At 56.4% G+C, this 26,183-nt stretch carries 29 protein-coding genes; 23 read left to right on the top strand and 6 right to left on the bottom strand.

Annotation, left to right across the window (positions count from 1 at the left end; all coding sequences use genetic code 11):
* Positions 1–14 precede the first annotated feature (14 nt).
* From pcaH to ACQE2I_RS17400, 5 genes are all read left to right on the top strand, one after another.
* Positions 15–761 (top strand): protocatechuate 3,4-dioxygenase subunit beta, encoded by a 747-nt coding sequence (gene pcaH / locus ACQE2I_RS17420; RefSeq protein ID WP_427029265.1) that lies wholly within the window; start codon positions 15–17, stop codon positions 759–761.
* Positions 762–793: 32 nt separating this feature from the next.
* On the top strand, positions 794–1,426 hold the full coding sequence (gene pcaG, locus ACQE2I_RS17415; protein ID WP_427029264.1) for a protocatechuate 3,4-dioxygenase subunit alpha: 633 nt from the start codon (positions 794–796) through the stop codon (positions 1,424–1,426).
* Positions 1,427–1,748: 322 nt separating this feature from the next.
* Entirely contained in the window at positions 1,749–2,774 is a 1,026-nt protein-coding gene (locus tag ACQE2I_RS17410; RefSeq protein ID WP_427029263.1) for a TRAP transporter substrate-binding protein, read from the top strand.
* Positions 2,775–2,786: 12 nt separating this feature from the next.
* Entirely contained in the window at positions 2,787–3,314 is a 528-nt protein-coding gene (locus ACQE2I_RS17405) for a TRAP transporter small permease (RefSeq protein WP_427029262.1), read from the top strand.
* Positions 3,304–4,593: a TRAP transporter large permease gene (locus tag ACQE2I_RS17400; protein ID WP_427029261.1), complete on the top strand. Its 1,290-nt coding sequence runs from the start codon at positions 3,304–3,306 to the stop codon at positions 4,591–4,593. Before ACQE2I_RS17405 ends, ACQE2I_RS17400 begins: the two co-directional genes overlap by 11 nt.
* Positions 4,594–4,599: 6 nt before the next feature.
* On the opposite strand, the gene ACQE2I_RS17395 is transcribed toward ACQE2I_RS17400, so the two are convergent.
* Complete coding sequence (locus ACQE2I_RS17395) at positions 4,600–5,502, bottom strand: helix-turn-helix domain-containing protein (RefSeq protein WP_427029260.1); 903 nt, start codon at positions 5,500–5,502, stop codon at positions 4,600–4,602.
* Positions 5,503–5,659: 157 nt separating this feature from the next.
* On the opposite strand from ACQE2I_RS17395, the gene pobA reads away from it, so the two are divergent.
* Both pobA and mscL read left to right on the top strand, forming a co-directional pair.
* Positions 5,660–6,844 (top strand): 4-hydroxybenzoate 3-monooxygenase, encoded by a 1,185-nt coding sequence (pobA, locus tag ACQE2I_RS17390; RefSeq protein ID WP_427029259.1) that lies wholly within the window; start codon positions 5,660–5,662, stop codon positions 6,842–6,844.
* A gap of 209 nt (positions 6,845–7,053) precedes the next feature.
* Positions 7,054–7,569, top strand: coding sequence for a large conductance mechanosensitive channel protein MscL (gene mscL, locus ACQE2I_RS17385; RefSeq protein WP_427029258.1), 516 nt, complete (start codon positions 7,054–7,056; stop codon positions 7,567–7,569).
* 57 nt (positions 7,570–7,626) lie between these two features.
* On the opposite strand, the gene ACQE2I_RS17380 is transcribed toward mscL, so the two are convergent.
* Positions 7,627–8,889 (bottom strand): heme biosynthesis HemY N-terminal domain-containing protein, encoded by a 1,263-nt coding sequence (locus tag ACQE2I_RS17380; protein WP_427029257.1) that lies wholly within the window; start codon positions 8,887–8,889, stop codon positions 7,627–7,629.
* Positions 8,886–9,869, bottom strand: coding sequence for a uroporphyrinogen-III C-methyltransferase (locus ACQE2I_RS17375; protein ID WP_427029256.1), 984 nt, complete (start codon positions 9,867–9,869; stop codon positions 8,886–8,888). Before ACQE2I_RS17375 ends, ACQE2I_RS17380 begins: the two co-directional genes overlap by 4 nt.
* A gap of 85 nt (positions 9,870–9,954) precedes the next feature.
* Between ACQE2I_RS17375 and ACQE2I_RS17370 the strand changes: the two genes are divergently transcribed.
* The gene (locus tag ACQE2I_RS17370) at positions 9,955–10,191 is read left to right on the top strand and encodes a hypothetical protein (RefSeq protein ID WP_427029255.1); all 237 of its coding nucleotides are present in this window, start codon (positions 9,955–9,957) and stop codon (positions 10,189–10,191) included.
* Between the two features lie 249 nt (positions 10,192–10,440).
* Here ACQE2I_RS17370 and ACQE2I_RS17365 read toward each other — a convergent pair whose 3' ends face one another.
* Complete coding sequence (locus tag ACQE2I_RS17365; RefSeq protein ID WP_427029254.1) at positions 10,441–11,220, bottom strand: uroporphyrinogen-III synthase; 780 nt, start codon at positions 11,218–11,220, stop codon at positions 10,441–10,443.
* Positions 11,217–12,161 (bottom strand): hydroxymethylbilane synthase, encoded by a 945-nt coding sequence (gene hemC / locus ACQE2I_RS17360; RefSeq protein WP_427029253.1) that lies wholly within the window; start codon positions 12,159–12,161, stop codon positions 11,217–11,219. Before hemC ends, ACQE2I_RS17365 begins: the two co-directional genes overlap by 4 nt.
* A 176-nt stretch (positions 12,162–12,337) precedes the next feature.
* Here hemC and argH point away from each other — a divergent pair, with 176 nt between their 5' ends.
* The 7 genes from argH (at position 12,338) to ACQE2I_RS17325 (ending at position 18,448) form a co-directional block, all read left to right on the top strand.
* Entirely contained in the window at positions 12,338–13,741 is a 1,404-nt protein-coding gene (gene argH / locus ACQE2I_RS17355) for an argininosuccinate lyase (RefSeq protein ID WP_427029252.1), read from the top strand.
* Positions 13,738–13,878, top strand: a complete 141-nt coding sequence (gene lptM / locus ACQE2I_RS17350) for an LPS translocon maturation chaperone LptM (RefSeq protein ID WP_427029251.1) — start codon at positions 13,738–13,740, stop codon at positions 13,876–13,878. The genes argH and lptM overlap by 4 nt, the downstream gene beginning before the upstream one ends.
* Positions 13,879–13,910: 32 nt before the next feature.
* On the top strand, positions 13,911–15,182 hold the full coding sequence (gene lysA / locus ACQE2I_RS17345; RefSeq protein WP_427029250.1) for a diaminopimelate decarboxylase: 1,272 nt from the start codon (positions 13,911–13,913) through the stop codon (positions 15,180–15,182).
* Entirely contained in the window at positions 15,182–16,015 is an 834-nt protein-coding gene (gene dapF / locus ACQE2I_RS17340; RefSeq protein ID WP_427029249.1) for a diaminopimelate epimerase, read from the top strand. The genes lysA and dapF overlap by 1 nt, the downstream gene beginning before the upstream one ends.
* Positions 16,016–16,087: 72 nt before the next feature.
* Positions 16,088–16,798, top strand: a complete 711-nt coding sequence (locus ACQE2I_RS17335) for a DUF484 family protein (RefSeq protein WP_427029248.1) — start codon at positions 16,088–16,090, stop codon at positions 16,796–16,798.
* Positions 16,791–17,714, top strand: coding sequence for a tyrosine recombinase XerC (locus ACQE2I_RS17330; protein WP_427029247.1), 924 nt, complete (start codon positions 16,791–16,793; stop codon positions 17,712–17,714). The genes ACQE2I_RS17335 and ACQE2I_RS17330 overlap by 8 nt, the downstream gene beginning before the upstream one ends.
* Positions 17,711–18,448: an HAD family hydrolase gene (locus ACQE2I_RS17325; RefSeq protein ID WP_427029246.1), complete on the top strand. Its 738-nt coding sequence runs from the start codon at positions 17,711–17,713 to the stop codon at positions 18,446–18,448. Before ACQE2I_RS17330 ends, ACQE2I_RS17325 begins: the two co-directional genes overlap by 4 nt.
* Before the next feature lie 7 nt (positions 18,449–18,455).
* On the opposite strand, the gene yihA is transcribed toward ACQE2I_RS17325, so the two are convergent.
* Positions 18,456–19,094, bottom strand: coding sequence for a ribosome biogenesis GTP-binding protein YihA/YsxC (yihA, locus tag ACQE2I_RS17320; protein ID WP_427029245.1), 639 nt, complete (start codon positions 19,092–19,094; stop codon positions 18,456–18,458).
* A 358-nt stretch (positions 19,095–19,452) separates the two neighbouring features.
* On the opposite strand from yihA, the gene ACQE2I_RS17315 reads away from it, so the two are divergent.
* The 8 genes from ACQE2I_RS17315 (at position 19,453) to dtd (ending at position 26,182) form a co-directional block, all read left to right on the top strand.
* Positions 19,453–20,082 (top strand): c-type cytochrome, encoded by a 630-nt coding sequence (locus ACQE2I_RS17315; protein ID WP_427029244.1) that lies wholly within the window; start codon positions 19,453–19,455, stop codon positions 20,080–20,082.
* Positions 20,083–20,251: 169 nt separating this feature from the next.
* On the top strand, positions 20,252–20,884 hold the full coding sequence (locus ACQE2I_RS17310; RefSeq protein WP_427029243.1) for a thiol:disulfide interchange protein DsbA/DsbL: 633 nt from the start codon (positions 20,252–20,254) through the stop codon (positions 20,882–20,884).
* 2 nt (positions 20,885–20,886) lie between these two features.
* On the top strand, positions 20,887–21,744 hold the full coding sequence (locus ACQE2I_RS17305) for an endonuclease/exonuclease/phosphatase family protein (protein WP_427029242.1): 858 nt from the start codon (positions 20,887–20,889) through the stop codon (positions 21,742–21,744).
* Positions 21,745–21,850: 106 nt separating this feature from the next.
* Positions 21,851–22,399 (top strand): TRAP transporter small permease subunit, encoded by a 549-nt coding sequence (locus tag ACQE2I_RS17300; RefSeq protein ID WP_427029241.1) that lies wholly within the window; start codon positions 21,851–21,853, stop codon positions 22,397–22,399.
* Complete coding sequence (locus ACQE2I_RS17295; protein ID WP_427029240.1) at positions 22,399–23,814, top strand: TRAP transporter large permease; 1,416 nt, start codon at positions 22,399–22,401, stop codon at positions 23,812–23,814. Before ACQE2I_RS17300 ends, ACQE2I_RS17295 begins: the two co-directional genes overlap by 1 nt.
* A gap of 8 nt (positions 23,815–23,822) precedes the next feature.
* On the top strand, positions 23,823–24,644 hold the full coding sequence (gene thiD, locus ACQE2I_RS17290; RefSeq protein WP_427029239.1) for a bifunctional hydroxymethylpyrimidine kinase/phosphomethylpyrimidine kinase: 822 nt from the start codon (positions 23,823–23,825) through the stop codon (positions 24,642–24,644).
* Positions 24,645–24,771: 127 nt separating this feature from the next.
* The gene (locus ACQE2I_RS17285) at positions 24,772–25,653 is read left to right on the top strand and encodes a universal stress protein (protein ID WP_427029238.1); all 882 of its coding nucleotides are present in this window, start codon (positions 24,772–24,774) and stop codon (positions 25,651–25,653) included.
* A 91-nt stretch (positions 25,654–25,744) separates the two neighbouring features.
* Positions 25,745–26,182 carry a D-aminoacyl-tRNA deacylase gene (dtd, locus tag ACQE2I_RS17280; RefSeq protein WP_427029237.1) on the top strand — a complete coding sequence of 146 codons (438 nt, stop codon included), beginning with the start codon at positions 25,745–25,747 and terminating at the stop codon, positions 26,180–26,182.
* Position 26,183: the final 1 nt, after the last annotated feature.

Below are 26,183 nucleotides of genomic sequence, written 5' to 3'. Positions count from 1 at the left end.
GAGAGGTAAGGGCGATGACCCACGATAACAAGCGCTTTGTGGCACGCGACCGTAACTGGCATCCGCCCGCCTATGCGCCGGGCTATAAAACCTCGGTGGCACGCTCACCCCAGCAGGCGCTGGTGAGTATGCAACAGCCCACGGCATCAGAGCTGACCGGCCCAGATTTTAGCCACCTGCGCATGGGGCCTCACGATAACGACCTGCTGCTGAACTTTCGCCAGGAGCCTGCCCTAGGAAACGGCCAAGGCCAAGGGCTGCCTCAGGGCGAGCGGATTATGATGTTTGGCCGAGTCGTCGACCAGTTTGGCAAGCCAATACCGCACACCCTGGTAGAAATGTGGCAAGCCAATGCGGGGGGGCGCTACCGGCATAAAAACGACAAGTACCTGGCCCCACTGGACCCTAATTTCGGTGGCGTTGGGCGCTGTTTGACCGACGAGCAGGGCTTTTACCGTTTTCGTACCATCAAGCCCGGCCCCTACCCGTGGCCCAACGATATGAACAGCTGGCGGCCAGCGCATATTCACGTATCGGTAACCGGCCCTTCAATTTCTACCCGGCTGATTACCCAGATGTATTTTGAGGGCGACCCGCTGATTCCTCTCTGCCCCATCGTGCACACACTGAAAGACCCTCTCGCGGTTGAGACGATGATTGGACGGCTGGATATGGCCCATAGCAAGCCGATGGACTGCCTAGCTTACCGTTTTGACATTGTGGTGCGCGGCGAACTGCAAACCTTCTTTGAAAATCAATAGTTGAAAACCAATAAAGGCAGGGGGGATACATCATGAATCAGCCTAACAGCCAGCCAACCAGCGAACTCATGCTGAGGGAAACCGCCTCACAAACCGCTGGCCCCTACGTGCATATTGGTCTTGCACTCGCGGCGGCAGGCAACCCGGTGCGTGATGAAGAGATCTGGAACGAGATGGCCAAGCCCAGCGCCGAGGGCGAGCATATCGAAGTTGTAGGTATCGTCATCGACGGTAATGGCGACCTGGTGCGCGATGCCTTTGTAGAAGCGTGGCAAGCCGATGCGAACGGCAACTACCAGGCCAACTACGACCTAAGTAAGCCGTTCAATAGCTTTGGGCGTACCGCCACCACCTTCGATCACGGCAGCGAGTGGTCACTAACCACCATCAAACCCGGCGCGGTGAAGCACCCCAGCAGCCAACTCATGGCGCCGCATATTAACCTCACGCTGTTTGCCCGCGGGGTGAACATTCACCTGCAAACGCGGCTCTATTTTGATGACGAAGCTGAAGCGAACGCCCAGTGCCCGGTGCTATCACGCATCGAATCACCGGCACGCCGTCAGACGCTGATCGCCAAGCGCGAAGAGGTTGAAGGTAAGGTGCGTTATCGGCTGGATATTCGCTTGCAGGGTGAAGGCGAAACGGTATTTTTTGATTTCTAGCCTTTTTAAAAGCACGTGCTGTTAATAAAGCCAAAAGCGTTACTCATTCGAGGTAGCGCTTTTTTTGTTATCCACGCCTATGGTCGTGGATAAATGTTGGGAAAGTCCAATTTTATGTTGATATTGTACTTTTCCTGAAGGGTTTAAAAGCGACAACTGTTGTCGGTTAAGGTGAGGCGGCTTGAGGGGCGTAAACGACTGCTTAGGCATAGACGAATGTCGATTAGTCTTACGCCTCATAGTGATCTAATGTGGTTACTTAAAGCGAATTACTATTCGCCATACGAACTTACAATAATCCAAAAAAATCCTGGAGGCTCCCATGAAAATGACCTTATCCCGGTGCGTGTTGGCAGCAGCCATTGCTGGCCTGGCCGTTAGCTCGGCTCAGGCAGAGACTACGCTACGTATGGCCCACTTTTGGCCTGGCCCTTCAGGCGTTAATGAAGATGTTTTGCAGGCGTGGGCCGACACCATTGCCGAAGAGTCCAATGGTGATCTAACTATTCAAATGTTTCCCGCCGGTACCTTAGCCAAACCAGACTCCATCTATGAAGCCGCTGCCAACGGTATTGCCGATATCGGCGCCACCGCCCAGGGCTATACGGCTGGCCGTTTCCCGCTGTCGCAAATTGTTGAGCTACCGGGTGTTGCCAGTACCGCGACACAAGGGGCGTGCGTGCTACAGACGCTCTACGACGATGGTCATTTGGACAGCGAATACGAAGATACCCGCCCGCTATTTATGTTTACCACCGGGCCGGGAGGCATCCATACCATCGACACCGACGTGCAAACGCCTGCTGATCTAGAAGGCTTACGTATTCGCCGCCCGACGGCGGTTGCGGGTGAGATGCTGGAAAATATGGGCGCAAGCCCAGTGGGCATGCCAGCGCCCGATATTTATACCTCCATGCAGCGCGGCGTTATTGATGGCCTGAGCTTCCCCTGGGAAGGTTTAAAAGGCTTCCGCATCAACGAACTCGTCAACTATCACACCGAAGTACCGTTCTACACGTTGATCTTTGTGGCCACTATGAACCAGCGTAGCTATGACAACCTGACTCCTGAGCAGCAGGCGGTGATCGATAATAACTCCGGTATGAAATGGGCTGAAAACGCCGGTGCGGTGTTTGATCGGCTCGATGTGGAAGGTAAACAAGAGGCCGCCGACGCTGGCCATACCATCCGTGAAATCGCCAATCCGCTGGGGCATCCTGACTGGCAGGAGCCGCTGGAAACGGGCATTGAAAACTACTTGGCGCAGTTGGAAGAGCGCGGTCTCGATCAGGCGCGCGACGTCTATCAGGCGGCGTTGGCGGTCAGCGAGTCTTGCAGCGCCCAATAGGGGTTATGTGTCATGCAGTTTACTCTCTACCGGGCTAGCCACTGGCTGGCCCTTATTTGTCGCTTGGTTGCCGGGGTTGCTTTGATTGGCCTGCTGGCGGTTACCATTGCTGATGTCAGTACCCGCTACCTTTCCCGGGTGACGGAAGGCGCTATTGCGCTGCGTGTGTCAGGGAGCGTGGAGTTGGTCAGCTATTTGATGTTGTTCGCGCTATTGGCAGCGATGGCGGCGAATGTCGAAAAAAGCCAAGTGGTGGTGGAGGCGTTTTCACACCGCTTACCGCAGGTGATAAAGAATCGCTTACAGGGCGTCTTCTTACTCGGCTTTACGGCGCTGGGGCTGATTCTGTTTGTGGGGTTACTGGATTCTGCTGCTGCCGCTACGCGGCACGGGGAAATAACCCAAGACCTGCGACTGCCCATGGGGCCGATTTACCAATTGGCTGCGGCGCTCAGTTTGCTATTGGGGATACGTAGCTTTATTCATGCCTTGCTGGGCATCATCTATGCCACGGGTGAGGAGGCGACTCATGGGGAGTGAGGCGATTGGTGCCATTGGGCTAGGGCTGTTATTGGTGCTGATGATTCTGCGTGTTCCAGTAGCGCTGACGATGCTGATCGTTGGTGTGGTGGGATTCGCCCAAATTATTAGCTGGGATGCGGCCGTCGCTCAGTTAAAAACCGTTCCTGTCGAAGTGCTCTCTAACTACAGCTTTAGCGCCGTGCCCATGTTTATTTTAATGGGCGTACTGGCTGCCCACTCGGGGATGGCGGGTAAGCTATTTGATTCAACGCGGATTATTTGCGGGGGCTGGAAGGGCGGCCTGGCGATTGCCGCGGTGGGTTCATGCGGCATCTTCTCCGCTATCTCCGGTTCATCGCTGGCGACGGCGAGCACCATGACCCGGGTGGCATTACCAGAGATGGAGCGTTACGGCTATAACCGCGGCTTAGCCACCGGTGCGCTGGCTGCTGGCGGCACGCTAGGCATTATGATTCCGCCCAGTATCGCACTGCTTATCTACGCCATACTTACTGAACAGTCCGTGGGCGATATGTTTATGGCGGGGCTAATCCCCGGCCTGCTAGGGCTAGTGATGTACTCCCTGACCATTACCGTGGTGATGTATCTACGCCCCTCCCTGGCGGTAGCGGGTGAACCCACCGCTTGGAAAGAGAAGCTGCTCTCGCTAACCGGTTTAGTGCCGTTCTTTGGCGTTTTCATGGTGATGATTTTAGGTATCTATTTTGGTGCTTTTACCCCCACCGAAGGGGCCAGTGTCGGCGCGTTCGCCACGCTGCTTTACGCCCTAGTAAAAGGCATGCGTGGTGCCCAGCTATGGCACAGCGTACAAGAGACGTTGGCGCTCTCCGCGGTGGTGTTCTTTATGCTGGTAGGGGCTGAAACGCTGGGGTATTTCATCTCGGTGTCGCGCATTTCGTTCTCTATCACTGACCTGCTCTACGGCATGGATCTCACCCCCATCGTTGTAGTGCTGTGCATCCTGGCGCTCTACTTTGTGCTGGGTATGTTTATGGACTCCATCGCGATGCTGGTAATCACCGTGCCGGTGGTGTATCCGATTATTCAGGCGATGGGTATCGACCCGGTATGGTTCGGTATTTTGACCGTACTGACGGTAGAGCTGGGGCTCATGACCCCGCCGGTGGGCATGAATGTGTTTGTGATTAAGGCGATGGCGCCCCATGTCGGGCTAGGGGAGATTTTCAAGGGTGTGACACCCTTTGTAGTGTCCGATTTGCTTCGCCTAACGTTGTTAATCCTCTTCCCAGTACTCTCGACCTTCTTTTTACTCTAAATAGTGTCAGCGCCCTCGTGACTGCCGAATCCGAAAATCTCGCGGTGAAAGCGCTGTATTACGCTTAAAAAAGCGCGTGAAGTAAGCCGGTTCAGAGAAGCCTAAGCTATCAGAGACTTGGCCAATGGCCATATTGGTATAGGTGAGCTGACGCTTGGCTTCTAGCAGTAAGCGCTCATGCAGCAATTGCAGGGCGCTGCGCCCGGCGAGTAGGCGGCAGAGCAGATTCAAGTGCGCGCTACTCACCCCGATCTGCTCGGCTAACTTTTCAATACTCGGCTGCTCGCGATAGTGCGCTTCGATCAGCGCTTGGTAGTGCTCTAAATGCTGTCGTCCTTTGTCACTTTGTCGAGGGCCATAACGTTTTGCCGTGTTGCCTGCATAAGCACTAAGACGCGATAGCTCTACCACTAAGGCTTGGATAAGTGCTTCGAGCAGGCTATTGCGTCCGGGGGCGGGTTGGCGGTACTCCTGGTCGATCTGGGCTACCAGCGTGGCAATTCTGTCGGTCTGGTTTGCCTGGAGCAGCGGATAGAAGTCTGCCTTTTTTAACGTGCTGCTCTCACCCATTAGTGCATGTAAGTGGTCGGCCAGCGGTTTGGCCAGGGTGATAATGTGTCCTTCCACATCCGGTGAAAAGAGAAAGCCGTGAATCGCCATGGCAGGCACAACGATAGCGCTGGCGCGCTGCAACTGATGGTTTGCTCCCTCCAGCTCTAACTCAACGCTACCTTGAGAAATAAACAGGATATGCACCAGATCGGCGTGGCGATGTGGACGGATACGCCAGTTATGCAGCTGGCTGCGTTCGGGGATGGACTCGCAGTGGAGCAAGTCTGGCGTGGGCCAGTGCTGCGTCTCGCCATACAGCTTAAATACCGGAACGGACGTTGCCGACGAGGCTGGCATCACCTGTATCTCCTATACGACTAAGGTGGGGTGAAAAAGCGCTAAATGTCCAATAATTGATCTAGATCATGCCTTATTATGCGGCGTGTTTCATTGAAAAATACAAGTCATAAGTTTTGGATTAACTTTTAGATAATGACAATGATGAGGCTCCCCTATGAAAACGCAGGTCGCGATTATTGGCGCAGGGCCTTCAGGCCTATTGCTAGGCCAGCTGCTGCATCGTCAAGGCATTGATAATGTGATTGTTGAGCGGCGTAGCGGTGAGTATGTATTAAGCCGTATCCGCGCCGGTGTGCTTGAGCAGGGCATGGTGGACTTGCTGCGCGAAGCGGGAGTTGACCAGCGTATGGATGAAGAGGGCTTACCCCATGACGGTTTTGAGCTTGTTTTCGATAATCGCCGTGTGCGGGTCGCACTGGATGAGCTGACTGGCGGCAGTAACGTCATGGTTTACGGCCAAACCGAGGTGACGCGGGATCTGATGGAGGCCCGCACCGCCGCTGGCGCGACAACGCTCTACGAGGCGGAAAACGTGCAGCCCCACGACCTGGATAGTGACCACCCCTACCTAACCTTTGAGCACAACGGTGAAGCTGTCAGGCTAGAGTGCGACTACATCGCTGGGTGCGATGGCTATCATGGGGTATCCCGCCAGGCGATCCCTCAAGAGCGCATAAAAGAGTTCGAAAAAGTTTATCCGTTTGGTTGGTTGGGGATGCTTTCGGATACGCCGCCAGTTTCTGATGAGCTAATTTATGCAAGCCATGAGCGCGGCTTCAGCCTCTGCAGCATGCGCTCCGCTACCCGCAGCCGTTACTACCTCCAAGTGCCGTTAGAAGAAAAAGTAGAAGAGTGGTCTGACGAGCACTTTTGGGAGGAGCTTAAGCGTCGCTTGCCTGACGAGGTGGCCGAAAAGCTTGTCACTGGGCCTTCCATCGAGAAAAGCATCGCGCCACTGCGTAGCTACGTGGTCGAACCGATGCAGTACGGGCGGTTGTTTTTGGTCGGCGATGCAGCACATATCGTCCCGCCTACGGGGGCTAAAGGGCTTAACTTGGCCGCCAGTGATGTGAATACGCTTTATCGTTTAATGATGAAGGTCTACCAGGAAGGGCGCACCGATTTGATTGAGCGCTACTCACAAACCTGCCTGAAGCGCATTTGGAAAGCCGAGCGCTTCTCCTGGTGGATGACCTCTATGCTGCACAACTTTTCAGACGAGGAAGATTTTAATAGCCGCATGCAGCTGGCCGAGTTGGACTACGTGACCAGCTCTAAAGCAGGGCTGACGACCATCGCTGAAAACTACGTGGGTCTACCCTACGAATCGCTTGAATAGGCACTAATATTTTCCAGGTAAATCCTCCTTGCTCAGGCCTAGCTTGGGCTTTTTCGTCATAGCGACTCATGATTAGTAAAAATGCCGACGCAAATATACAGCCGCGCTATACACTCTTAATAAAGCAGTGTGCGATATGGCAGTTTTTCTTTAATAACACGGCATAGCCTTATCTCAGTACTGGCTTGCCACATTGAAGTGGAGGCACTATGGCTAAATTATTTCAGGAATTTCGTGAGTTTGCGGTAAAAGGCAACGTTGTCGATATGGCGGTGGGTATCATTATTGGCGGGGCGTTCACGCTGATTGTGCAAAGCCTGGTTGCTGATGTAATGAATCCGCTCATTGGCCTGCTGGTAGGCGGGGTCGACTTTTCGAATCTGTTTGTCGTGTTGCGCCAAGGAGCGGTGGCGGGGCCTTATGCAACACTGGCGGATGCTCAGGCGGTAGGGGCGGTAACGCTCAATGTGGGGCTGTTTATCAACGCGCTGATCAGTTTTACGATCGTTGCTTTTGTGGTGTTTCTGTTGGTGCGCACGATCAACCGGTTAAAGCGGGAAGACGCGGTGGCGCCAGCGAGTCCCACTGAACAGCCTTGTCCCTACTGTTTGATGGTCGTGCCTATTAAAGCGACGCGGTGTGGTCACTGCACAGCAGCGTTACCGTCATCAGCGTTAGCAGAGCCGCTGCCTGAAGCCCCGCCTCACATGCCGCCTGCCAAGTAATCGCTCAATGCAAAAAGGTGCCCATTCAGGCACCTTTCTGCATTTTTAAAACAGCGATTACGCCCTTTTCTTAAGCGTTTTGCTGTCGGGTTTTTGACTATCACCAGCATCGCTGGGTTGCGGCAACGAGGGTAGCGATTTAGCCAGCATTTCGACGCTGTGGCGATAGTAGAGCTGGCTCTTATTATGCTCGCCTAGGCTGGCATAAAGGCGGGCAAGCTCAGCGCATACTTCACCGTTGGGGCGCTGACGTTGGCTGGCTTCAAAGTACTCCAACGCTTTTTCCCATTTGCCGGTGCGCAGCGAGAGACGACCACAGGCTAACAGCAGCTCGGGGTCGTTGGGGCGCTCCTGCAGCCACTTTTCGGCTTTAGCCAGTTGACGTCCTGCGTCCACATTCAGCAGGCCGTAGCGTTTCACTAAACGTGCGTCCCAGTGATGATCCAGCGAGTGGTTGAGTAAGCGTTCGGCAATTGGCTCTTCGTTGGCTTGAATCAGCGCTTCGGTGTAAAGCACGATCAGTTCCGTATTGCCCCGCAAGTAGTCGGGCATATCGGCCCACAGCCCACGCACTCGCTCGATGTTGGTGGGATTTTGCGCTTCAAACACGATCAGCTCGCGGTAGGCTTTAAACTCTAGCTGCTCGCGCTCCTGCTGGGTAATTAGCTTTTGGGCCGCCAGGCGGGGAATCAAGCGGCGTAGGCCTTCCCAATCGTTAACGCTCAAGTGCACCTGTTTAAGTAGCTTAAGCACTTGTGGATGGTTGGAGAGCTTTTTATCCAGACGATTGAGGATCGCCAGCGCCTCTTCCGGCTGCTGGCGCTCAAGCATCATTTGCGCTTGCATCAAGCCCACGGCCGTATCGGCGCCGTCGGTGGTTAGCTGCGCTTGATTCAGGTGCTCCTGGGATTTGCTGTGATTGCCCTGGTAGTGGGCTGCCAATGCCGCCGATAGGTAGTTAACCAGCGGTGTGCTGGAGTCATCGGCGGCATTAATCAGGGTTTTCTCCGCTTTTTTCCAGCGCCCTTCTGTGAGTGATACCAATCCTCGTACAGTGCGCTGCATGGCGCGCCGGTTACGGGCGCGGCTGTTCCAGCTGCGAAAGCGCCCCATGGGGCGAATAATGCCGCTCAGCAGGCGGAGTACGAAGTGCAGCACAATAAATGCAGCGAACAGCAGCACCAAGCCAAACCAAAACGAGGTTTGCAGGGAGGTGTCGCCAACACGGATCAGCCAGTAGCCAGGCACCGACATCATCAGGTGCCCAAACAGGGCCCCGACGGCTAGGCCTGCGACGATCAGGAGAATAAGTTTTCTCATGCATCACCTCCGCTCTCACCGCGCGACTCGTAGCGGTTCTCAATAAAGCGAGCAAGCTCCTGCTGTGAGGCACTGATATCGGGCAGTTCCGGTTTTACCTCGGCCTGCTTAAGCTCTTCTAGGCGCGCGATAACGCTTTGTGTTTCTTCGCGAGTGGTATCGTAATAGCCGTTCAGCAGCTCTAGCGCTTTATCGATACTCGCGTCATAAAGCGCTTTCTCTTCATTGAGCAGGGCCAACTGAGTCTGTTCGAGCACCAAGCGCAGGCTTTGACGAAGATACGACTCTTGCTCCGGCGTTACCAGGGCTTCCAGCGCTTCGTCGTGATGGCGAACCGCTACCAGGTCTTTTAACTCTTCACCGAAGCGGGCCAACTGGCGCTGGAACGTGCCGGTAGGCGGCTGTTCGATGCTAGAGGCCACCGCGCGCTCTTCAATTTCTTGCGAAAGGCGCAAGCTTGAAATGCGCTGCTGCTGGGCATTCAACGCTAAGTAGAGGCCGGTGCGGTCAACCTGGGGCACGGCATCGAGTGCCGCTAGCTCATTGGCAATTTCGCGGCGAACGGTGGTTAGCGCGGGGTTGTCAGCATCAACCAAGCGGGCATCGGCGGTGCGCAGCAGCGCGGCCGCGCCGTCAACATCGCCTTCTAACTGCAAGCGCTGATTGGCTAGACGGAGAAGGTAAGCGGCTTCGGCATGTAACCAGTCACGGTCATCAGTCTCTTGCTCTTGAGAAAGCTGGTCAAGCACTTGGCCCAGGGTCTCGTCGACGTCGCTACGGTAGCTGTTAAACTCCTCGCGTAGCTCGCCCATGGTGCCTTGCAGCGCTTCATCGCGCTCAGCTTCGCCGCTATCTATACGTGACTCTAGGTCGCTGACCGCTTGTTGTGAGGCGCTGCCTTCAGCCTGTTGCGCCAGCTCGTCGAGCCGCTGCTGTTGGCTTTGCAGGCGCTGCCAGCCTTGCCAAACAACTAACGCCAAGACGATTGCCAGAATAATGACCAGCGCAATAGCAAAGCCACTGCCTTTACCGCCACCTTTACCTTTACGGCTGGTCGGTGGGGGTGTGCCTGCTGCTCCACCGCTAGCCGGTTTTGCCGCACCCGCATTGGAACCTGAAGTGGAACCTGAGCTGGCAGAAGGCGAGCTCGAAGATGAAGAGGGCGAAGATTTAGTCTCTGAAGACTTAGTACTGGAAGACTTAGTACTTGAAAATGTAGGGGGCGCTGTCGAGCTTGAAGGAGTCGATGCAGCGGCGCTCGGCGGCGGGGAGGCGGTATCCGCAGGGGTAGTACCCGCCTGAGGAGTCACAGCCTCTGCACTGCTGACCGAGGTTGTACTAGCTGCCGGCGAGCCTTTGCCGCGCCGCCGCGAACGACTATTTTTAGCACCGCTTTGAGGCGGTGCTGTTGAACTCGGCGGTGTGGCCGACGCGCTCGTGTCGGTAGCAGCAGCCTGATCGCTTGTTTTAGAGACGCCTTGAGAGGCATCGGTGGACGTCGGTTGTACATCGTCCTGATCGTTTACTTGTTTGCTCATCTGTCGCTAGCCCTTAGTAAGTTCCTTGATCGACATCGGCACCCTGTGGGTCGCAGGTCTCCAACGCCGCTATCAACGCAGCCGGCGTTGCTCCCGACGCCACCTTGAGGTCACTAAAACCCAGTATGCCTGCCAGTGTAGCCAAACGGCGACTGGAAACGATTAGCGGTTGGTTCAAGGCCGCCTGATTACACCATTTTGCCAGATGTTCAAGCAGTTCGCTGCTAGTGACGATCAACGCCCGGTAATTAGCTGAAAAAAGGCGCGTTTGCAGAGCGGCGGAAAGGGGCTGTAGCGTGCGTCGATAGACGGCCGCGCGGGTTACCTGCGCCCCTCGTTCGGTCAGCGTTTCTGCGAGTAGGCGGCGGCCCCCTTCGCCCGCCACCAGTAGAATTCGCTGATGGTCTAACTGCTGCAGTGAGGCAAGCGCAAGCAGTGCCTCACTAGTATCTTCACCCGCCGTGGGTAACGGTAAATGCACGCGGACACCCAACTGTTCATAAAGCGTACTCGCGGTGGCGCTGCCAACGCTGTAGTAGTCAGTACCGATGGGTAGTTGTGGCCAGTAGCGATCCAGTGCCTCGCTTAAGCACATGGCGGCAAAGGGGCTGATGACGATGACCTTATGGTACTGATCAATATCCAGCCAGATTCGACGCAGCTCGGGGTTTTCTGGCAACGCTTCAAGTTGCATCACGTTTAGTGATTCAACGCTCTCGCCCCGTTCGCGAAGAGCTGCGGCGAGCACTTCACCGCGCTCGCCGGGGCGACAGATCAGTACTGGTTGGTTCATAGTTCGCGGCCGTAAACCTCCGCCAGAATATCGCCAGCGCCCTGGTCGAGCAGCTCTTCGGCAATACGAATGCCCAGTGCTTCGGGCTCATGCATCGAACCGCGGCCTTCGGCGCGCAGTACTTCGGTGCCTTCGGGGTTGCCAACTAAGCCGCGTAGCCACAGGGTTTCATTATCAATATCCAGCACCGCATGGCCTGCAATGGGCACTTGGCAGCCGCCCTCTAAGCGCGTGTTCATGGCCCGTTCGGCGCGCACCCGTGTGGCCGTATCCGCGTCATCCAGCGGGGCGAGCAAGGCAATCAGCTCGGGGTCGTGTAGGCGGCACTCAATACCTAGCGCCCCTTGGCCGCAGGCGGGCAAGCACACTTCCGGCGGCAGTGCCTGGGCAACTCGCGCATCCAAGCCCAAGCGTTTAAGGCCAGAGGTGGCAAGAATGATGGCGTCGAACTCCCCATCGTCCAGCTTGCCCAGCCGCGTTTGCACGTTGCCGCGTAGGTTAAGAATTTGCAGGTCGGGGCGGGCTTCACGCATCTGCAGCCCACGGCGTAGGCTAGCGGTGCCAATACGCGCGCCTTCGGGAAGCTCATCCATACTAGCGTAGTGGTTAGATACAAACGCATCGGTAGGATCTGCGCCCTCTAAAATGACCGACAGGCCCAGCCCTTCAGGGAAGTGCATCGGCACATCCTTCATCGAGTGGACGGCAATATCGGCGCGACCATCCAGCATGGCGTCTTCCAGCTCTTTTACGAACAATCCCTTACCGCCAATCTTGGAAAGTGGCGTATCGAGAATTTTGTCGCCCTTGGTAGATAGCGCCACGAGCTCGACCTCAAGGCCGTCGTGGGCCGCCATTAAGCGGTCGCGAACGTACTCAGCCTGCCACATGGCCAATTGGCTTTTACGCGTGGCAATGCGCAGTTTGGTAATTGATAGCACGTTATTCTCCTATACCGCAGATACGGCGAGTCAAGCTATGATAATAAGTGTCATCATAAAGCACCGAGCGCCACAGTAAAAATAACGCAACTAAAAACGGCGTGCCGCTGACCGGGGCGACTCTGGTACACTTTCTGCTAACGACTCCTTTGTTTTGTCAGCAGGATATATCTTCGATGAGCCAAGCCACGAATCAGTCTTGGGGCGGTCGCTTTAGCGAGCCCACCGATGCCTTTGTTGCACGCTTCACCGCGTCAGTTAATTTCGACCAGCGCCTGGCCCCCCAGGACATCCAGGGTTCTATCGCCCACGCCACTATGCTCGCCCGGGTGGGCGTACTGACCGATGACGAGCGCGATGCGATTATTAACGGTCTGAACGAGATTCAGGGCGAAATCGAGCGCGGCGAATTTAACTGGTCGGTGCCGTTGGAAGACGTGCACATGAATATCGAAGCGCGGCTGACCGAAAAGATCGGCATTACCGGCAAAAAACTCCACACCGGACGTTCACGTAACGACCAGGTCGCCACCGATATCCGCCTGTTTATGCGCGATGAAATCGACGTTATTGAAGTGGAACTCAAGCGCCTGCGTGAAGGCATGATTGAACTGGCGGACCGTGAAGCCGAGACCATTATGCCCGGCTTTACCCACCTGCAAACCGCCCAGCCGGTCACCTTTGGCCATCATATTCTAGCTTGGCAAGAGATGCTGACTCGCGATCATGAACGCCTGTTGGACTGCCGCAAGCGCGTCAACGTCATGCCATTGGGCGCCGCTGCGCTGGCAGGGACGACCTATCCGATTGACCGCCACGTGACGGCAGAATTGTTAGGTTTTGACCGTCCAACGGAAAACTCTCTGGACGCGGTCTCAGATCGTGACTTCGCCATCGAATTCACCAGCTTTGCCAGCATCCTACTGATGCACCTGTCGCGCATGAGCGAAGAGTTGGTGCTATGGACCAGCGCTCAGTTCAACTTTATCGATCTGCCCGACCGCTTCTGCACCGGTTCATCCATCATGCCGCAGAAGAAAAACCCCGATGTGCCGGAGCTGGTGCGGGGTAAAACCGGTCGCATTTACGGCCACCTAATGTCGTTGTTAACGCTGATGAAGTCGCAGCCGCTGGCCTACAACAAAGACAACCAGGAAGATAAAGAGCCGCTGTTCGATGCCGTGGATACCGTGCGCGACTGCCTAAAAGCCTTCGCCGATATGGTGCCCGCCATTGAGCCCAAAAAAGCCAGCATGTATGAAGCAGCGCGGCGTGGTTTCTCCACTGCAACCGACTTGGCCGACTACCTGGTGCGCAAAGGCGTGGCCTTCCGCGACGCCCACGAAATCGTCGGGCAGTCGGTGGCTTATGGCCTTAAAAGCGCAAAAGACCTATCTGAAATGAGTCTCGAAGAGCTCCAGCAGTTCTCCGACATTATCGCGCAGGATGTGTTTGAGGTGTTGACCCTGGAAGGCTCGGTCGCTGCCCGCAACCATATTGGTGGCACTGCCCCCAATCAGGTGCGGGCGGCCGCCCAGCGAGCGCGTGAGGCCTTGAGTGCGCTCAAGGCGGGCGTATGAAAACGCTGGCCAGCATGGCCTTTTCGGCGCTGCTGTTAGCTAGTTTGGCAGGCTGTGGGCAAAAAGGGCCGCTGTATTTACCGGACGATGCACCCGCTACCGAGCAGGCTAGTCAGTCGTCTGAGCCATCTGAATAGAGCGTTGTAGGCCAGGAGAAGGGGAGAGCACCATGGATTACTTTAACTACCGCGATGGCGTGCTGTATGCAGAAGATGTGCCGCTGTCACGGATAGCCGACGAGCACGGCACACCTTGCTACGTCTACTCAAAAGCGACCTTTGAGCGCCACTTTCGCGCCTATACCGAAGCGCTGGGCAGCCACCCGCACCTGATTTGTTATGCAGTGAAGGCCAACTCTAACCTGGCCGTGCTGGGGCTTCTCGCCAAGCTCGGCGCGGGGTTTGATATCGTTTCCATCGGCGAGCTTGAGCGCGTGCTCAAGGCAGGTGGCGACCCGGCAAAAGTAGTCTTTTCAGGCGTTGCCAAGCAGCCCCATGAAATGGCCCGCGCGCTGGAAGTGGGCATTAAGTGCTTTAACGTTGAGTCGCGCCCCGAGCTTGAGCGTTTGAATCGCGTCGCCGGTGAGCTGGGCAAAGTTGCCCCGGTCTCGCTGCGGGTAAACCCCGATGTGGATGCGGGTACTCACCCGTATATTTCTACTGGTTTGAAAGATAACAAGTTTGGCATCCCGGTCGATGAAGCGCTGTCGGTTTATGAGCTAGCGGCGAGCCTGCCCAACCTGCAGGTAAAAGGCCTTGATTGCCACATTGGTTCGCAGCTTACTGAAACGGCGCCGTTTTTGGATGCGCTGGATCGCTTACTGATGCTCATGGAGCGCTTGCGTGAGCGCGGTATCGAAATCGATCATCTCGATTTAGGTGGTGGTTTGGGTGTGCCCTACCGCGATGAAAAGCCGCCCCAGCCGTTCGATTACGCCAGCCAGCTGCTGGCGCGGTTATCGCGCTGGGAGGGTGGCGAAGCGCTTACACTGCTGTTTGAGCCCGGCCGTTCTATCGCTGCCAATGCTGGCGTCATGCTCACTCGGGTAGAGTTTCTCAAGCCCGGCGAGACTAAGAACTTTGCGATTGTCGATGCGGCCATGAACGACTTGATTCGCCCAGCGTTGTATCAGGCGTGGCAGGCGATCGTGCCGGTGGATACCCGCCAAGCGCGCGAAAGCGCCCTTTACGACGTGGTCGGCCCGGTGTGTGAAACCGGTGATTTTCTGGGTAAAGAGCGCGAACTGGCGATAGCCGAAGGCGACCTGCTGGCGGTGCGCTCGGCGGGTGCCTACGGGTTTGTGATGGCGTCGAACTACAACAGCCGCCCACGTGCCGCCGAATTAATGGTCGATGGCGACAGCTGCCACGTGGTGCGCGCGCGGGAAGCCGTGGCTAGCCTATGGGCGGGTGAAGCGCTGTTGCCCGAAGGAGGGCGCTGATGCTGTTACATTTCACCAAAATGCAGGGTCTGGGCAATGATTTTGTCATGGTCGATCTGGTCACTCAGCGCGCGCGATTGGATGAAGCGCAAATTCGCGCGCTGGCAGACCGGCGTTTCGGCATTGGCTTTGACCAGCTATTGGTGGTCGAGCCACCTCGCGATCCGGAGATGGATTTCCGCTACCGGATTTATAATGCCGACGGCAGTGAAGTGGAAAACTGTGGCAACGGCGCGCGCTGTTTTGCCCGTTTTGTGCGCGACCAGCGGCTCACCCATAAGCATGAAATTCGTGTGGAAACCGCCGGTGGCCCTTTGCTACTCACCGTGCAGCACGATGGTATGGTGCGGGTGAATATGGGCCGTCCGCGGTTTAGCCCCTTGGCGCTGCCGTTTGAGGCCCCTGGCGATCAACCCCTGCATCAGTTAGCCGTGGGCGATGAAACGCTGCAGATTGGCGTGGTCTCAATGGGCAACCCCCATGCGGTCATTCAGGTCGATAGCGTGGACGATGCCCCGGTCGAGCGGTTGGGGCCGTTGGTAGAGGCGCACCCGCGTTTTCCTAAGCGTGTTAACGTGGGCTTTATGCAGCTACTCTCGCCTAGTGAAATACGCTTACGTGTGTATGAGCGCGGCAGCGGCGAAACGCTGGCCTGCGGCACGGGAGCCTGTGCCGCAGTGGCCAGCGGTATTCGTCAGGGACTGTTAAAAAGCCCCGTGAAAGTCCATTTACCCGGTGGCGAACTCAGCATTGAGTGGCCTGACCCTGAAGAGGCGCTAACAATGGTGGGTCCGGCAACACGCGTCTTTGATGGCCGCGTAGCACTCAGTTAAGTAGTACTTAGTTAGTACTTAGTTAAGTAGCGCTTAGTTAAGCAGCAATCAATTAATTCGAGGAGAACGGCGATGTCACAAGCCCCTGAACCCCGCAAAACGCTCGATCCTGATCAAGTGGCGTTCTGGCTGGCGCGTCATCCCGATTTTTTCGTTGGTCGCGAAGGGCTGTTACAGCAACTGCAGGTGCCCCATCCGAATATCGGCGGATCAGTATCGCTGCTGGAGCGCCTAGTATTAGATCTGCGTAAGCGCGCCGAAACTGCCGAAGGCCGTCTGGAACACCTGCTGGAAACAGCTCGCCACAACGAGTCCCAGTACCGCCGTCTGCGCGAAACGCTGATTGCGCTAGTCGAAGCGCAGGACCGCGATGCGCTGGCGCAAGCGTTGGCCACCCAGCTGAGTGAGCGCTTTGATACCCCGGCCATGGCGCTGTGGTGTCCGGCGACGCTAAGCGATAGTGAGCCAACACCGCCGCAACCGCCGCGCCACGTACTCGATCAGCACGCCAGCACACGCTTAGCGGCGCTATTGGATGGCCGCACCAGCCGTTGCGTTAAGCTTAGCGTCAGCGATTGGAAGTGCCTGCTGCCGCATGTCAAAGCGCCTCGTAAAGCGGGTTCCTGCGCTATTTCGCGCCTCTCGGTGGGCGACCCACTCGGCTATTTGTTATTGGCCAGCCCCAGCCCTGATGCCTATCGGGCCAGCATGGACACGCTATTTACCGAGTACCTGGGCGATATCGTCGCGCGCTTGCTGGTGCGCCTGGGCGATCATGGCTGACACAGTCAAAGCTGACATGCCGATAGCCGAGCGCGTTGAAGCTTTCCTAAGCGCGCTGGCAGCTCATGCCAGCCCTGCTACCGTTGAGGCTTATCGGCATGATCTGGCCGCGCTTTGCACCTTTGCCGAGCGTCGTGAAGTGACCGACCCAGCGGCATTAGACACGGCGCTTTTTCGCGCTTTTCTAGGGTCGGAGCGCAGCCGCGGTCTGGCGCCTAGAAGCCTTGCTCGGCGCCGGGCGGCGCTTTCGAGTTTTGCCGATTATCTGGTCAAGCAGGGTGTGCTGGCTGATAACCCAGTGGGGTTATTGCGCACACCCAAACAGCCTAGCCATCTGCCGCGCCCGGTCGATGTCGACGCGCTGGCGCGCTTTCTCGATACCCCCCATGACGGTTCGCCATTAGGCACCCGGGATCAAGCCATTCTTGAGCTACTTTACTCTAGTGGCCTGCGCTTAGCGGAGCTGGCGGCGCTAGACCTGGGCGATTTGCAAAACAGCCGAGTAAGAGTGCTCGGTAAAGGTGGTAAGCCGCGCCAAGTACCGGTAGGGCGGCGTGCGCAGCAGGCGTTGGCCGAGTGGCTGGGCTGCCGCTCAGCGCTTGCGCCCATCAGCGAGGCGGCGCTGTTTGTGGGACAGCGCGGTACCCGCTTGGGCCATCGCGCTATTCAAAAACGCTTAGCGCAGCTGTCGCTTGCCCGCGGCTTGCCGGAGCACTTGCACCCGCACCGGTTACGCCACTCCTTTGCCAGCCATCTGTTGGAATCGAGCCAAGACCTGCGAGCGGTACAAGAGCTGCTGGGGCACGCCAATCTCTCGACCACGCAAATCTATACCCGGCTGGATTGGCAGCATCTTGCGACCAGCTACGATGCGGCGCACCCACGCGCAAAACGAGGTTCTGGGAGTAAGCCATGATGACTCTGAAGGCGATTACCTTCGATCTTGATGACACGCTATGGGATAACCACGGGGTGATGGCGCGTACCGAAGAGGGCCACTACCGCTGGCTGTTGGAGGCGCTTAAGGCTTGGCGCGCGGGCCGCCAGGAAGAAGCGCTGGTGTTAACCCACGAGGGCGGCGGACAGGATTATCTGCAGCGACGTCAGCAGTTGGCCAAGCAGGTGTCTGAACGGCGTGGCGACTTCACCTGGCTGCGGCTGCGCGCCCTGGAAGCCCAGTTAGAAGCCGAAGGTTTGCCCCGTAGTGCGGCGTTGATGTGGGCGGGAGCGGCGATGAATGAGTTTCACCGCCTGCGCGTGCAAGTTACGCCCCACCCGGAAGCGGCCGGTTTGTTAGCGGCATTGGCGGAGCGTTATCAACTGGCGGCCATCACCAACGGCAATATTCATCTTCAACGTCAGCCGCTGGCTAGCTATTTTCCGGTAGCGATTGCGGCAGGTGAGCTGCTTACGCCTAAGCCTGATCATACGCCGTTTCTCACCGCCCTCTCACGTTTAAACGTGGCGCCTGAATGCGCCATGCACGTAGGTGACTCGTGGCAAGAAGACATACTGCCCGCGCAGCAGTTGGGGATGCACGCGGTTTGGATTTCTAACACGGGGGAGCAAGCGCTGCCCCCGCGAGTACACCGCATTGCCCATATTAAAGAGCTGCCCAGCGTGCTTGAGACGTTAGAAAAAAGTGACTAGAGGGGCGTCATTCAGGCGGCGTGTGCAGCCACTGATCCAGCTTCTGGGACAGCGTATCGACGCCGTCGCGCTTGAGCGACGAGAATAGCTGTACGGAGACTAAGTCTTCCCACTCCTTCAAGCGCGAACGTACTTTTTGCAACGAGGCGCTGGCGGGGCCTTTTTTGAGTTTGTCGGCTTTAGTCAGCAGAATATGAACCGGCATTGCGCGCTGGTCGGCGTAATCGAGCATCATCTGATCAAACTCGGTGAGCGGGTGACGCACGTCCATTAGCAGTACTAAACCGCGTAAACTAAAGCGATTGCGCAGGTACTCGGCTAAGTGCCTTTGCCACTCTAGTTTGACTGATTCCGGCACCTTGGCGTAGCCGTAACCGGGCAGGTCGACTAAGCGCCGCGACTCATCATTCATGACGCTAAAAAAGTTGATAAGCTGGGTGCGGCCCGGCGTACGCGAGGTGCGCGCCAAGGCATTTTGTTGGGTCAGTGCGTTGATGGCACTTGATTTGCCCGCGTTTGAACGCCCGGCAAAGGCCACTTCAGCGCCAGTATCATCTGGACACAGTGCCAAGGTGGGGGCGCTGATAATAAAACTTGCCGTCGGGTAGTTCAGCCGAGCGACAGGGCTATCATGGGGGGTAGACATGGATTTGATCCTGAAAAACGAACATAAGAGCGGCCTGCTCAGCGCGCAATTACATCACCTCGCTATCACGTAAAGTAGTACCCATGATGGCGAATCATGATAAAAGCAGAGAGCAGTACCGCGACGAATTACCCCTAAAGCAGACCAGGACTTGCATTCCCGCCGCTGGGGTGATTCGTTATAATGCAAGCGGTTTATATCTGCGACCTGGGGCGCTAGTGTACCATCGCGCTCTAGCCGGCAGCGACCAATGCGATGCGTTGTTCGTTTTGGCGGAGCTAACCCTGGTAACTTGTGGAGCCTGGGAAGCGCCCAGGGTGCGTACCAGTCAAACATAAAACGGCATAGTGGAATAGCAATGAGAAAGTTACTGGCAAGCCTGGCAATTACCATGGGCGCCGTTGGCACCGCCCACGCTCAAACGGACCTTCAAGCCGATGCTGACACATCCGCGGGTCAAGAACTCTCGCAACCCTGCGCCGCCTGCCATGGCCAGCAGGGTATTAGCCCATCGGGCGCGTTCCCTAATCTAGCCGGGCAGCAAATGTCCTATCTGGCCAAACAGATTATAGATATCCGTGATGGCAACCGCATGGTTCCCCAAATGGCCGGTCAGGTAGATAACTACTCTGATCAAGACGCTTGGGATGTAGCGGCACACTTCGCGCGCCAAGATGCCAATCTGGGGCAAACCAGCGACGAAGACGCTGAGTTACTGGCCCGCGGTGAAGAGCTTTATCGCGCTGGCGATATGTCTAAGGGCATCCCCGCCTGTACCGCTTGCCACACGCCTACCGGTGTCGGTATCGGCAGTGCCGTTTATCCTGGCCTTTCTGGGCAGCACGCTGCGTATACGGTGTCTACGCTGCAGGCATTTGCCTCGGGTGAACGGGGTAATAGCCCCAACAACGTGATGGGCGATATCGCTGCAAAAATGAGTGATAGCGATATGGAAGCAGTGGCTAACTATCTCTTAGGCCTGAACTGATTTTATAAATTAATGTTTATAAAGTAGCTTAAGAATTAAGCTTTGAAGCCTAACCGCTTCGCTATGCCGTTTGCGGGTTCTCATATTAGCGATGCCGATGTGCTAGCTAAGGGAACCCGCTAACGTATTAACAGTCATACTCCTCGCTTACCCATGGAGAGTTTATACAATGCTTAAAACGCTAATGATCGCGATGGCCGGTTTGGGACTTTCTGCAGCAGTAAGTGCCCAGGACGTCGTTGAAGGTCAGCACTATGAGGTGCTTGAGTCACCGGTAGAAACCCACGTCGAAGGCGGCCAAATTGAAGTCACCGAGGTGTTCTGGTTTGGTTGCCCTCACTGTTACCGGCTGCAAACCCCGGTTAACGAGTGGTACGAGACGCTGGACGATGACGTTAGCGTAGAGCATATGCCTGCCACCATGGGTGGCGATTGGAATACTCACGCCACGGCTTTTTACGCGGCTGAGTCGCTGGGTATTGAGGACGAGCTACACGCCGATTTCTTTAATACCATTCATCAAGAAAAGCAGTCGCTCACTGAGCCCGATGAAATTGCCGCTTTCTTCGCCAACTATGGCGTGAGTGAAGAGGAAGCCAAACAAGCGCTAACCGATTTCAGTGTGCGCAGCTCAGTCAATAAAGCTAACAGTCGAATGCGCGAAATGAAGCTGATGGGCGTACCGGCACTGGTCATTGATGGCCGTTACGTAGTAACGCCAAGCTCTGCCGGTAGCCTGGAAAATATGCCGCTAATCGCTGATGCGCTAATCGCACAGGTGCGTGCCGAGCGCGCAGAATAATCGTGTTACGTGGCGCTAGGGAGCGCGACGAAGCCGCACTAAGTGGCTCTCGCTTGACGCTGCCTGAAGATGGCCATCTGCGCTTGCTGACATTTAACTTGCAGGTGGGCATTCAAACGTCGGCGTATCATCACTATCTCACGCGCAGTTGGCAGCACTTATTGCCGCATCCACGCCGCCAGCAGCGTTTGGATATGATGGGCGAAGTGTTAAGTAAGTTCGACGTGGTGGGGCTGCAAGAGGTTGATGGTGGTAGCTTTCGCTCAAGCCGCGTTAACCAAGTGGAATATCTCGCTGCCAAAGCGGGTTTTCCCCATCACGTTCAGCAGCTTAATCGTAATTTGGGGCGCATTGCGCAGCACAGCAACGGTTTGCTTTCGCGCTTGGTGCCTAGCGAAATAGTGGAGCACCGCTTGCCCGGCGCGATGCCGGGGCGCGGGGCCATCCACGCTCGCTTTGGAGATGGCCCAGATGCGCTGCACGTATTCGTTGCCCACTTGGCCCTCAGCCATCGCGGTCGGGTGCGCCAGCTTAACTATTTAAGTGAGATTATTCAGCCGCTGCGCCATGTGGTGGTGATGGGTGATCTAAACTGTACCCCTGATCAACTGCACGCTCATGAACGTTTCAGAACGTCGCTTCCGCTGCATCCGGTTAAACCGCTGTTTAGCTATCCCTCTTGGCAGCCGCGTCGCGCGCTGGATCATATTCTGTTGTCGCAGTCGTTAGAAGCTGCCGAAGTGTGCGTACTGGATCATCTGTTCTCTGATCACCTGCCCATTGCGGTTGACTTGCCGCTGCCCTCTGCCTGTTTGTTAGCGCTAGAAACGGCCAGCGCTAAGCATCACTCCAACCAGTAGTCACCGTTTTACGCACTTAGTGTGTATCTAATCGGCGCCGGGGGATGACGTCCGGTCTAGAATCAGCGATGATTCTGGGCCGTTTTCTTTACCAGGACATTTTTTCATGCACGCCAATGCCCATGAGCCACGTTTACTGCGCTGGCTAGACTGCTTGACCGAGGGAGTGGGCCGGGCCATTGCCTGGCTGGTAGTGATCATGATGGTTGTGCAGTTTGCCATTGTGGTAATGCGCTACGTCTTGGGTATTCACAGCATCATTATGCAAGAGTCGGTGATGTACATGCACGCCGCGGTGTTTATGCTGGGTGCGGCCTGGACCCTGCGCCATGACGGCCATGTTCGAGTCGATATCTTTTATCGCCGCTGGTCAGCCCGTGGCCGAGCGTGGATCGACTTTTTAGGCACGCTTTTTCTGCTTATTCCTGTGTCATTGTTTATTGCGATTAGCAGTTTTCACTATGTGATCACCAGTTGGGCAATCATGGAGCGCTCTGGCGATGGCGGTATTCCCGGCGTATTTCTGCTCAAAACATTGATCTTGGCAATGGTGGCGCTACTGCTGCTACAAGCGGTCGCGCAGTTGATCCGCCAGTCATTAATTATCCGCGGCAAGCTGCCCAGTTCAACCCCAGAGCATGAGGAGATCATCTAGTGCTGGCGACCCTATTAGAATTTATGCCGCTGGTACTATTTGCCTCGGTATGCGCAGTACTTATGCTGGGTTATCCGGTGGCACTAGCGCTGGCGGGCACCGCGTTAGCTTTCGCCGGTCTGGGGTGGGCGTTGCAAAGCATGGGAGTGCCGGTACCTTTTGAGCCGCGCATGATGACCGCTATGCCCAACCGGCTTTATGGCATTATGACCAACCAAACCCTGTTGGCCGTACCGCTGTTTGTGTTGATGGGAGTGCTGTTAGAAAAATCGCGCGTGGCGGAAACGCTGCTTGATGCCATGGCCATGGCCTTTGGTGCGCTGCGCGGCGGCTTAGGTGTCGCTGTGGTGTTGGTCGGTATGCTGCTGGCGGCCTCTACCGGTATTGTGGGTGCTACCGTTGTCACCATGGGCCTGCTGTCACTACCTACCATGCTTAAGCGTGGTTATTCGCCGGCGCTTGCCACGGGCACTATCTGCGCAACCGGTACGCTTGGTCAGATTATTCCTCCTTCGATTGCGCTGGTGCTGCTGGGCGATGTGCTCTCCAATGCTTACCAGCAGGCACAGTTAGCCATGGGTGTGTGGAGCCCGAAGACGCTTTCCGTGGGCGACCTGTTTATTGGCGCCCTGGTGCCGGGCTTGCTGCTAGTGGTCGCTTATATCAGTTACTTGTTAGTGGTGGCATGGCTGAAGCCAAGCGTGGCACCGCCAGCAGATCGTGAAGCCTTAAAGGCGGAGCTGGGCCACACTGGCAGTATCTGGCCGCTATTGCTGAAAGGGTTATTGCCGCCAGTATTGCTGATTGTGGCCGTGCTAGGTTCGATTTTGGGCGGTTTTGCAACACCCACGGAAGCGTCGGCTGTTGGGGCCTTTGGTGCGCTCTTGTTGGCAGCCGCCAATCGGCGGTTAAGTATTGCAATGCTGCGTGAAGTGGTGCGCTCTACCGCTCAGGTCACCAGTATGGTGTTTTTGATACTTATCGGGGCGGCCCTGTTTTCCTTGGTATTCCGCGCCTATGGCGGCGAAGAGCTCGTCACACATATGTTCGAAGCCATGCCGGGCGGCGTGACCGGGGCAACCATTGTGGTCATGCTGGTGATTTTCTTGCTCGGTTTTATACTCGATTTTATTGAGATTACCTTTGTGGTCGTGCCGATTGTCGGCCCCGTTCTGTTGGCCATGGGGATTGACCCGATCTGGCTGGGCATTATGATCGCCGTTAATCTGCAAACCTCGTTCTTAACGCCGCCGTTTGGCTTTGCGCTGTTTTATTTACGCGGTGTCACGCCCCAAAGCGTGCCGACCTCCGCTATTTATCGTGGGGTAGTGCCGTTTATTGTGCTGCAATTGCTGATGCTGTTGGCGCTGTCGCTGTTCCCAAGCTTAGCCACATGGCTGCCATCGGTGGTGTAGGGGAAAATATGCGAACGATTGCTAATGTGCTCACTATCGCTGGTTCAGACCCCTCCGGAGGCGCGGGCCTGCAAGGTGATCTGAAAACTTTTTCAGCGCTCGGTGTTTACGGTACCAACGTGATTACCGCGGTGATTGCCCAGAATACCTGCGGTGTGGCGGGCGTTTATCCCGTCTCGCCTCAGGCCATACGCGAACAATTGGTGCATCTGCTGGATGATGTTGCGCTGGACGCGGTCAAAATTGGCATGGTTGCTAGCCGTGAAGTCGCGGAGATCATCGCCGACGTGCTACGCCAGCGTCGCCCGCGCTGGATCGTGCTTGACCCGGTGATGGTCGCTAAGAGCGGTGATATTCTGGTCGATGACGCCGGTATTCGCGCGGTGCGCGATATTCTGGTACCGCTCGCCGACGTGATTACCCCCAATCTACCGGAGGCCGCCGTACTGCTTGATGCACCGTCACCTAGCAGCCTTGACGACATGGAGGCGATGCTGCCGGGGCTAGTCGAACTGGGCGCACCCTATGTCGTGTTGAAGGGGGGGCATCTACGCGGTGCAACCTGCCCGGACTTGCTGGCGACGCCTAGTGGCCATGAGTGGTTACCCGCCTCACGCATCGATACCGACAATTTACACGGCACCGGCTGCGCGCTTTCTTCCGCGATCGCCGCCTGCTTGGCGAAACTACCGCTGGATGCCCGCGAGGATGCTCCGGTAGCCGCCATCAGCGATGCCAAGCAGTGGCTGCATGCAGCGTTAGAAGCGAGTGTGCGCTTAAACGTGGGTAACGGGCGCGGCCCAGTGCACCATTTTCACGCCTGGTGGTGATTGGGTGTACTGCCTTGAGCATTTGAGTAACAGGTAGCTTGCGCGAAAGCGCATTGCACACCATGCTAAGGAGTGTTTGCTTAACGACTTGTAAGGCTGAGTTGCTCAGCCGGGGGAGCGTTTCGCCATGCCTCGTACTATTCTAGGTACTATCCCAAGCACCACCCCAAGTACCATCTTGTTTGCCACCGATCTTTCTGCTGACAATCGCGCTGCGTTTGCTCGGGCATTACGCTTGGCTTATACCCAGGGTGTTCAGCTAGACGTGCTGCACGTGTTAGACCCCTATCTCCCGCGGCGTGTGCTGCTCGATGTCGAGAGCGCAGTAGTGGAAGACATCACCACAACGTTAACCGATCTGCGCGAAGACTATGCCCTTGAAGCACCGAAAACGCTGATCCAAACCGTGACCGGCTCGCCCCACGTCGAGATCGTCCGCGAAGCCCATGAACGTAACGCCGAGCTTATTGTGCTGGGCATGCACCGTAAGCGGGGGCAAAAAGACCTGCTGGCGGGTACGACGGTGATGCGAGTGCTCCGTAGCGCTCCTTGCCCGGTAGTGGTGGCTTCCTACCAGCCTACGCAGCCCTGGCAGCATATTCTGGTACCTATCGATTTTTCTCTTACCGCGCGGCATACCTTAAAAGAGGCGCTGATCCGCTTTCCCGAAGCGACGCTTACTCTGCTTCACGCCTGGTCGTTGCCCGGCGAGCGCGAACTGGGCTCGCAAGCCTATTACGCCCACTGGCGTGAGCATGAGGTGCTGCGGCTGCGTGAGCAGTTGAACAACGAAATTGATAGCCTGATGGGGGAGCTTGAAGGCGTGCCCGAGGTTGAGTTGGTGCTAGAGCAAGGTGCGCCCTGCGACGTGCTGCAGGCGTATATGAAGCGCCACTCGCCAGATTTGGTCATGATCGGCAGCCGTGGGCAGCTTCACCACGTAAGCCAGCTAACCGAGATGCTGCTGTGTGAACCCCACTGTGATTTGATGCTATGCCGTACCTGGTGATGACTGTTCTACTAGAGCGACAGCGTGGGTAAAGCCTGCTTTAAGCGTTTACACTGACACCCTTGATGCGCCTGTTAATGAGGGGGTAGGTGTGAAGGCACTGATTCAGCGAGTAAAACGCGCAAGCGTGGAAGTGGAAGGCGAGATTGTCGGCAGTATTGATCACGGGCTGTTGGCGCTGGTAGGCGTAGAGAAGCACGATGACGCGGCGGCGGCGGAGAAGCTGCTGCATAAACTGCTTCACTACCGCGTATTCAGCGACGCCGAGGGCAAAATGAATCAAAATCTGCAGCAGGTGAACGGCGGTTTGCTGCTTGTTTCTCAGTTCACACTAGCGGCAGATACCCATAAGGGGCTGCGGCCCAGCTTCTCCAGCGCCGCTCCCCCAGCCCAGGGGGAGGAGCTGTTTAATTTGCTGGTTAGCCAAGCGCAAACCGCCTGGCCGAACGTGGGCACCGGTGAATTTGGCGCCGATATGCAGGTGGCGCTAATCAACGATGGCCCGGTAACGTTTTTGTTAGAAAGTTAAC

Origin of the sequence: Halomonas sp. H2 (assembly GCF_050215315.1) — a bacterium.
Taxonomy (GTDB): domain Bacteria; phylum Pseudomonadota; class Gammaproteobacteria; order Pseudomonadales; family Halomonadaceae; genus Vreelandella.
This window is presented reverse-complemented; position numbering and strand designations above follow the sequence as displayed.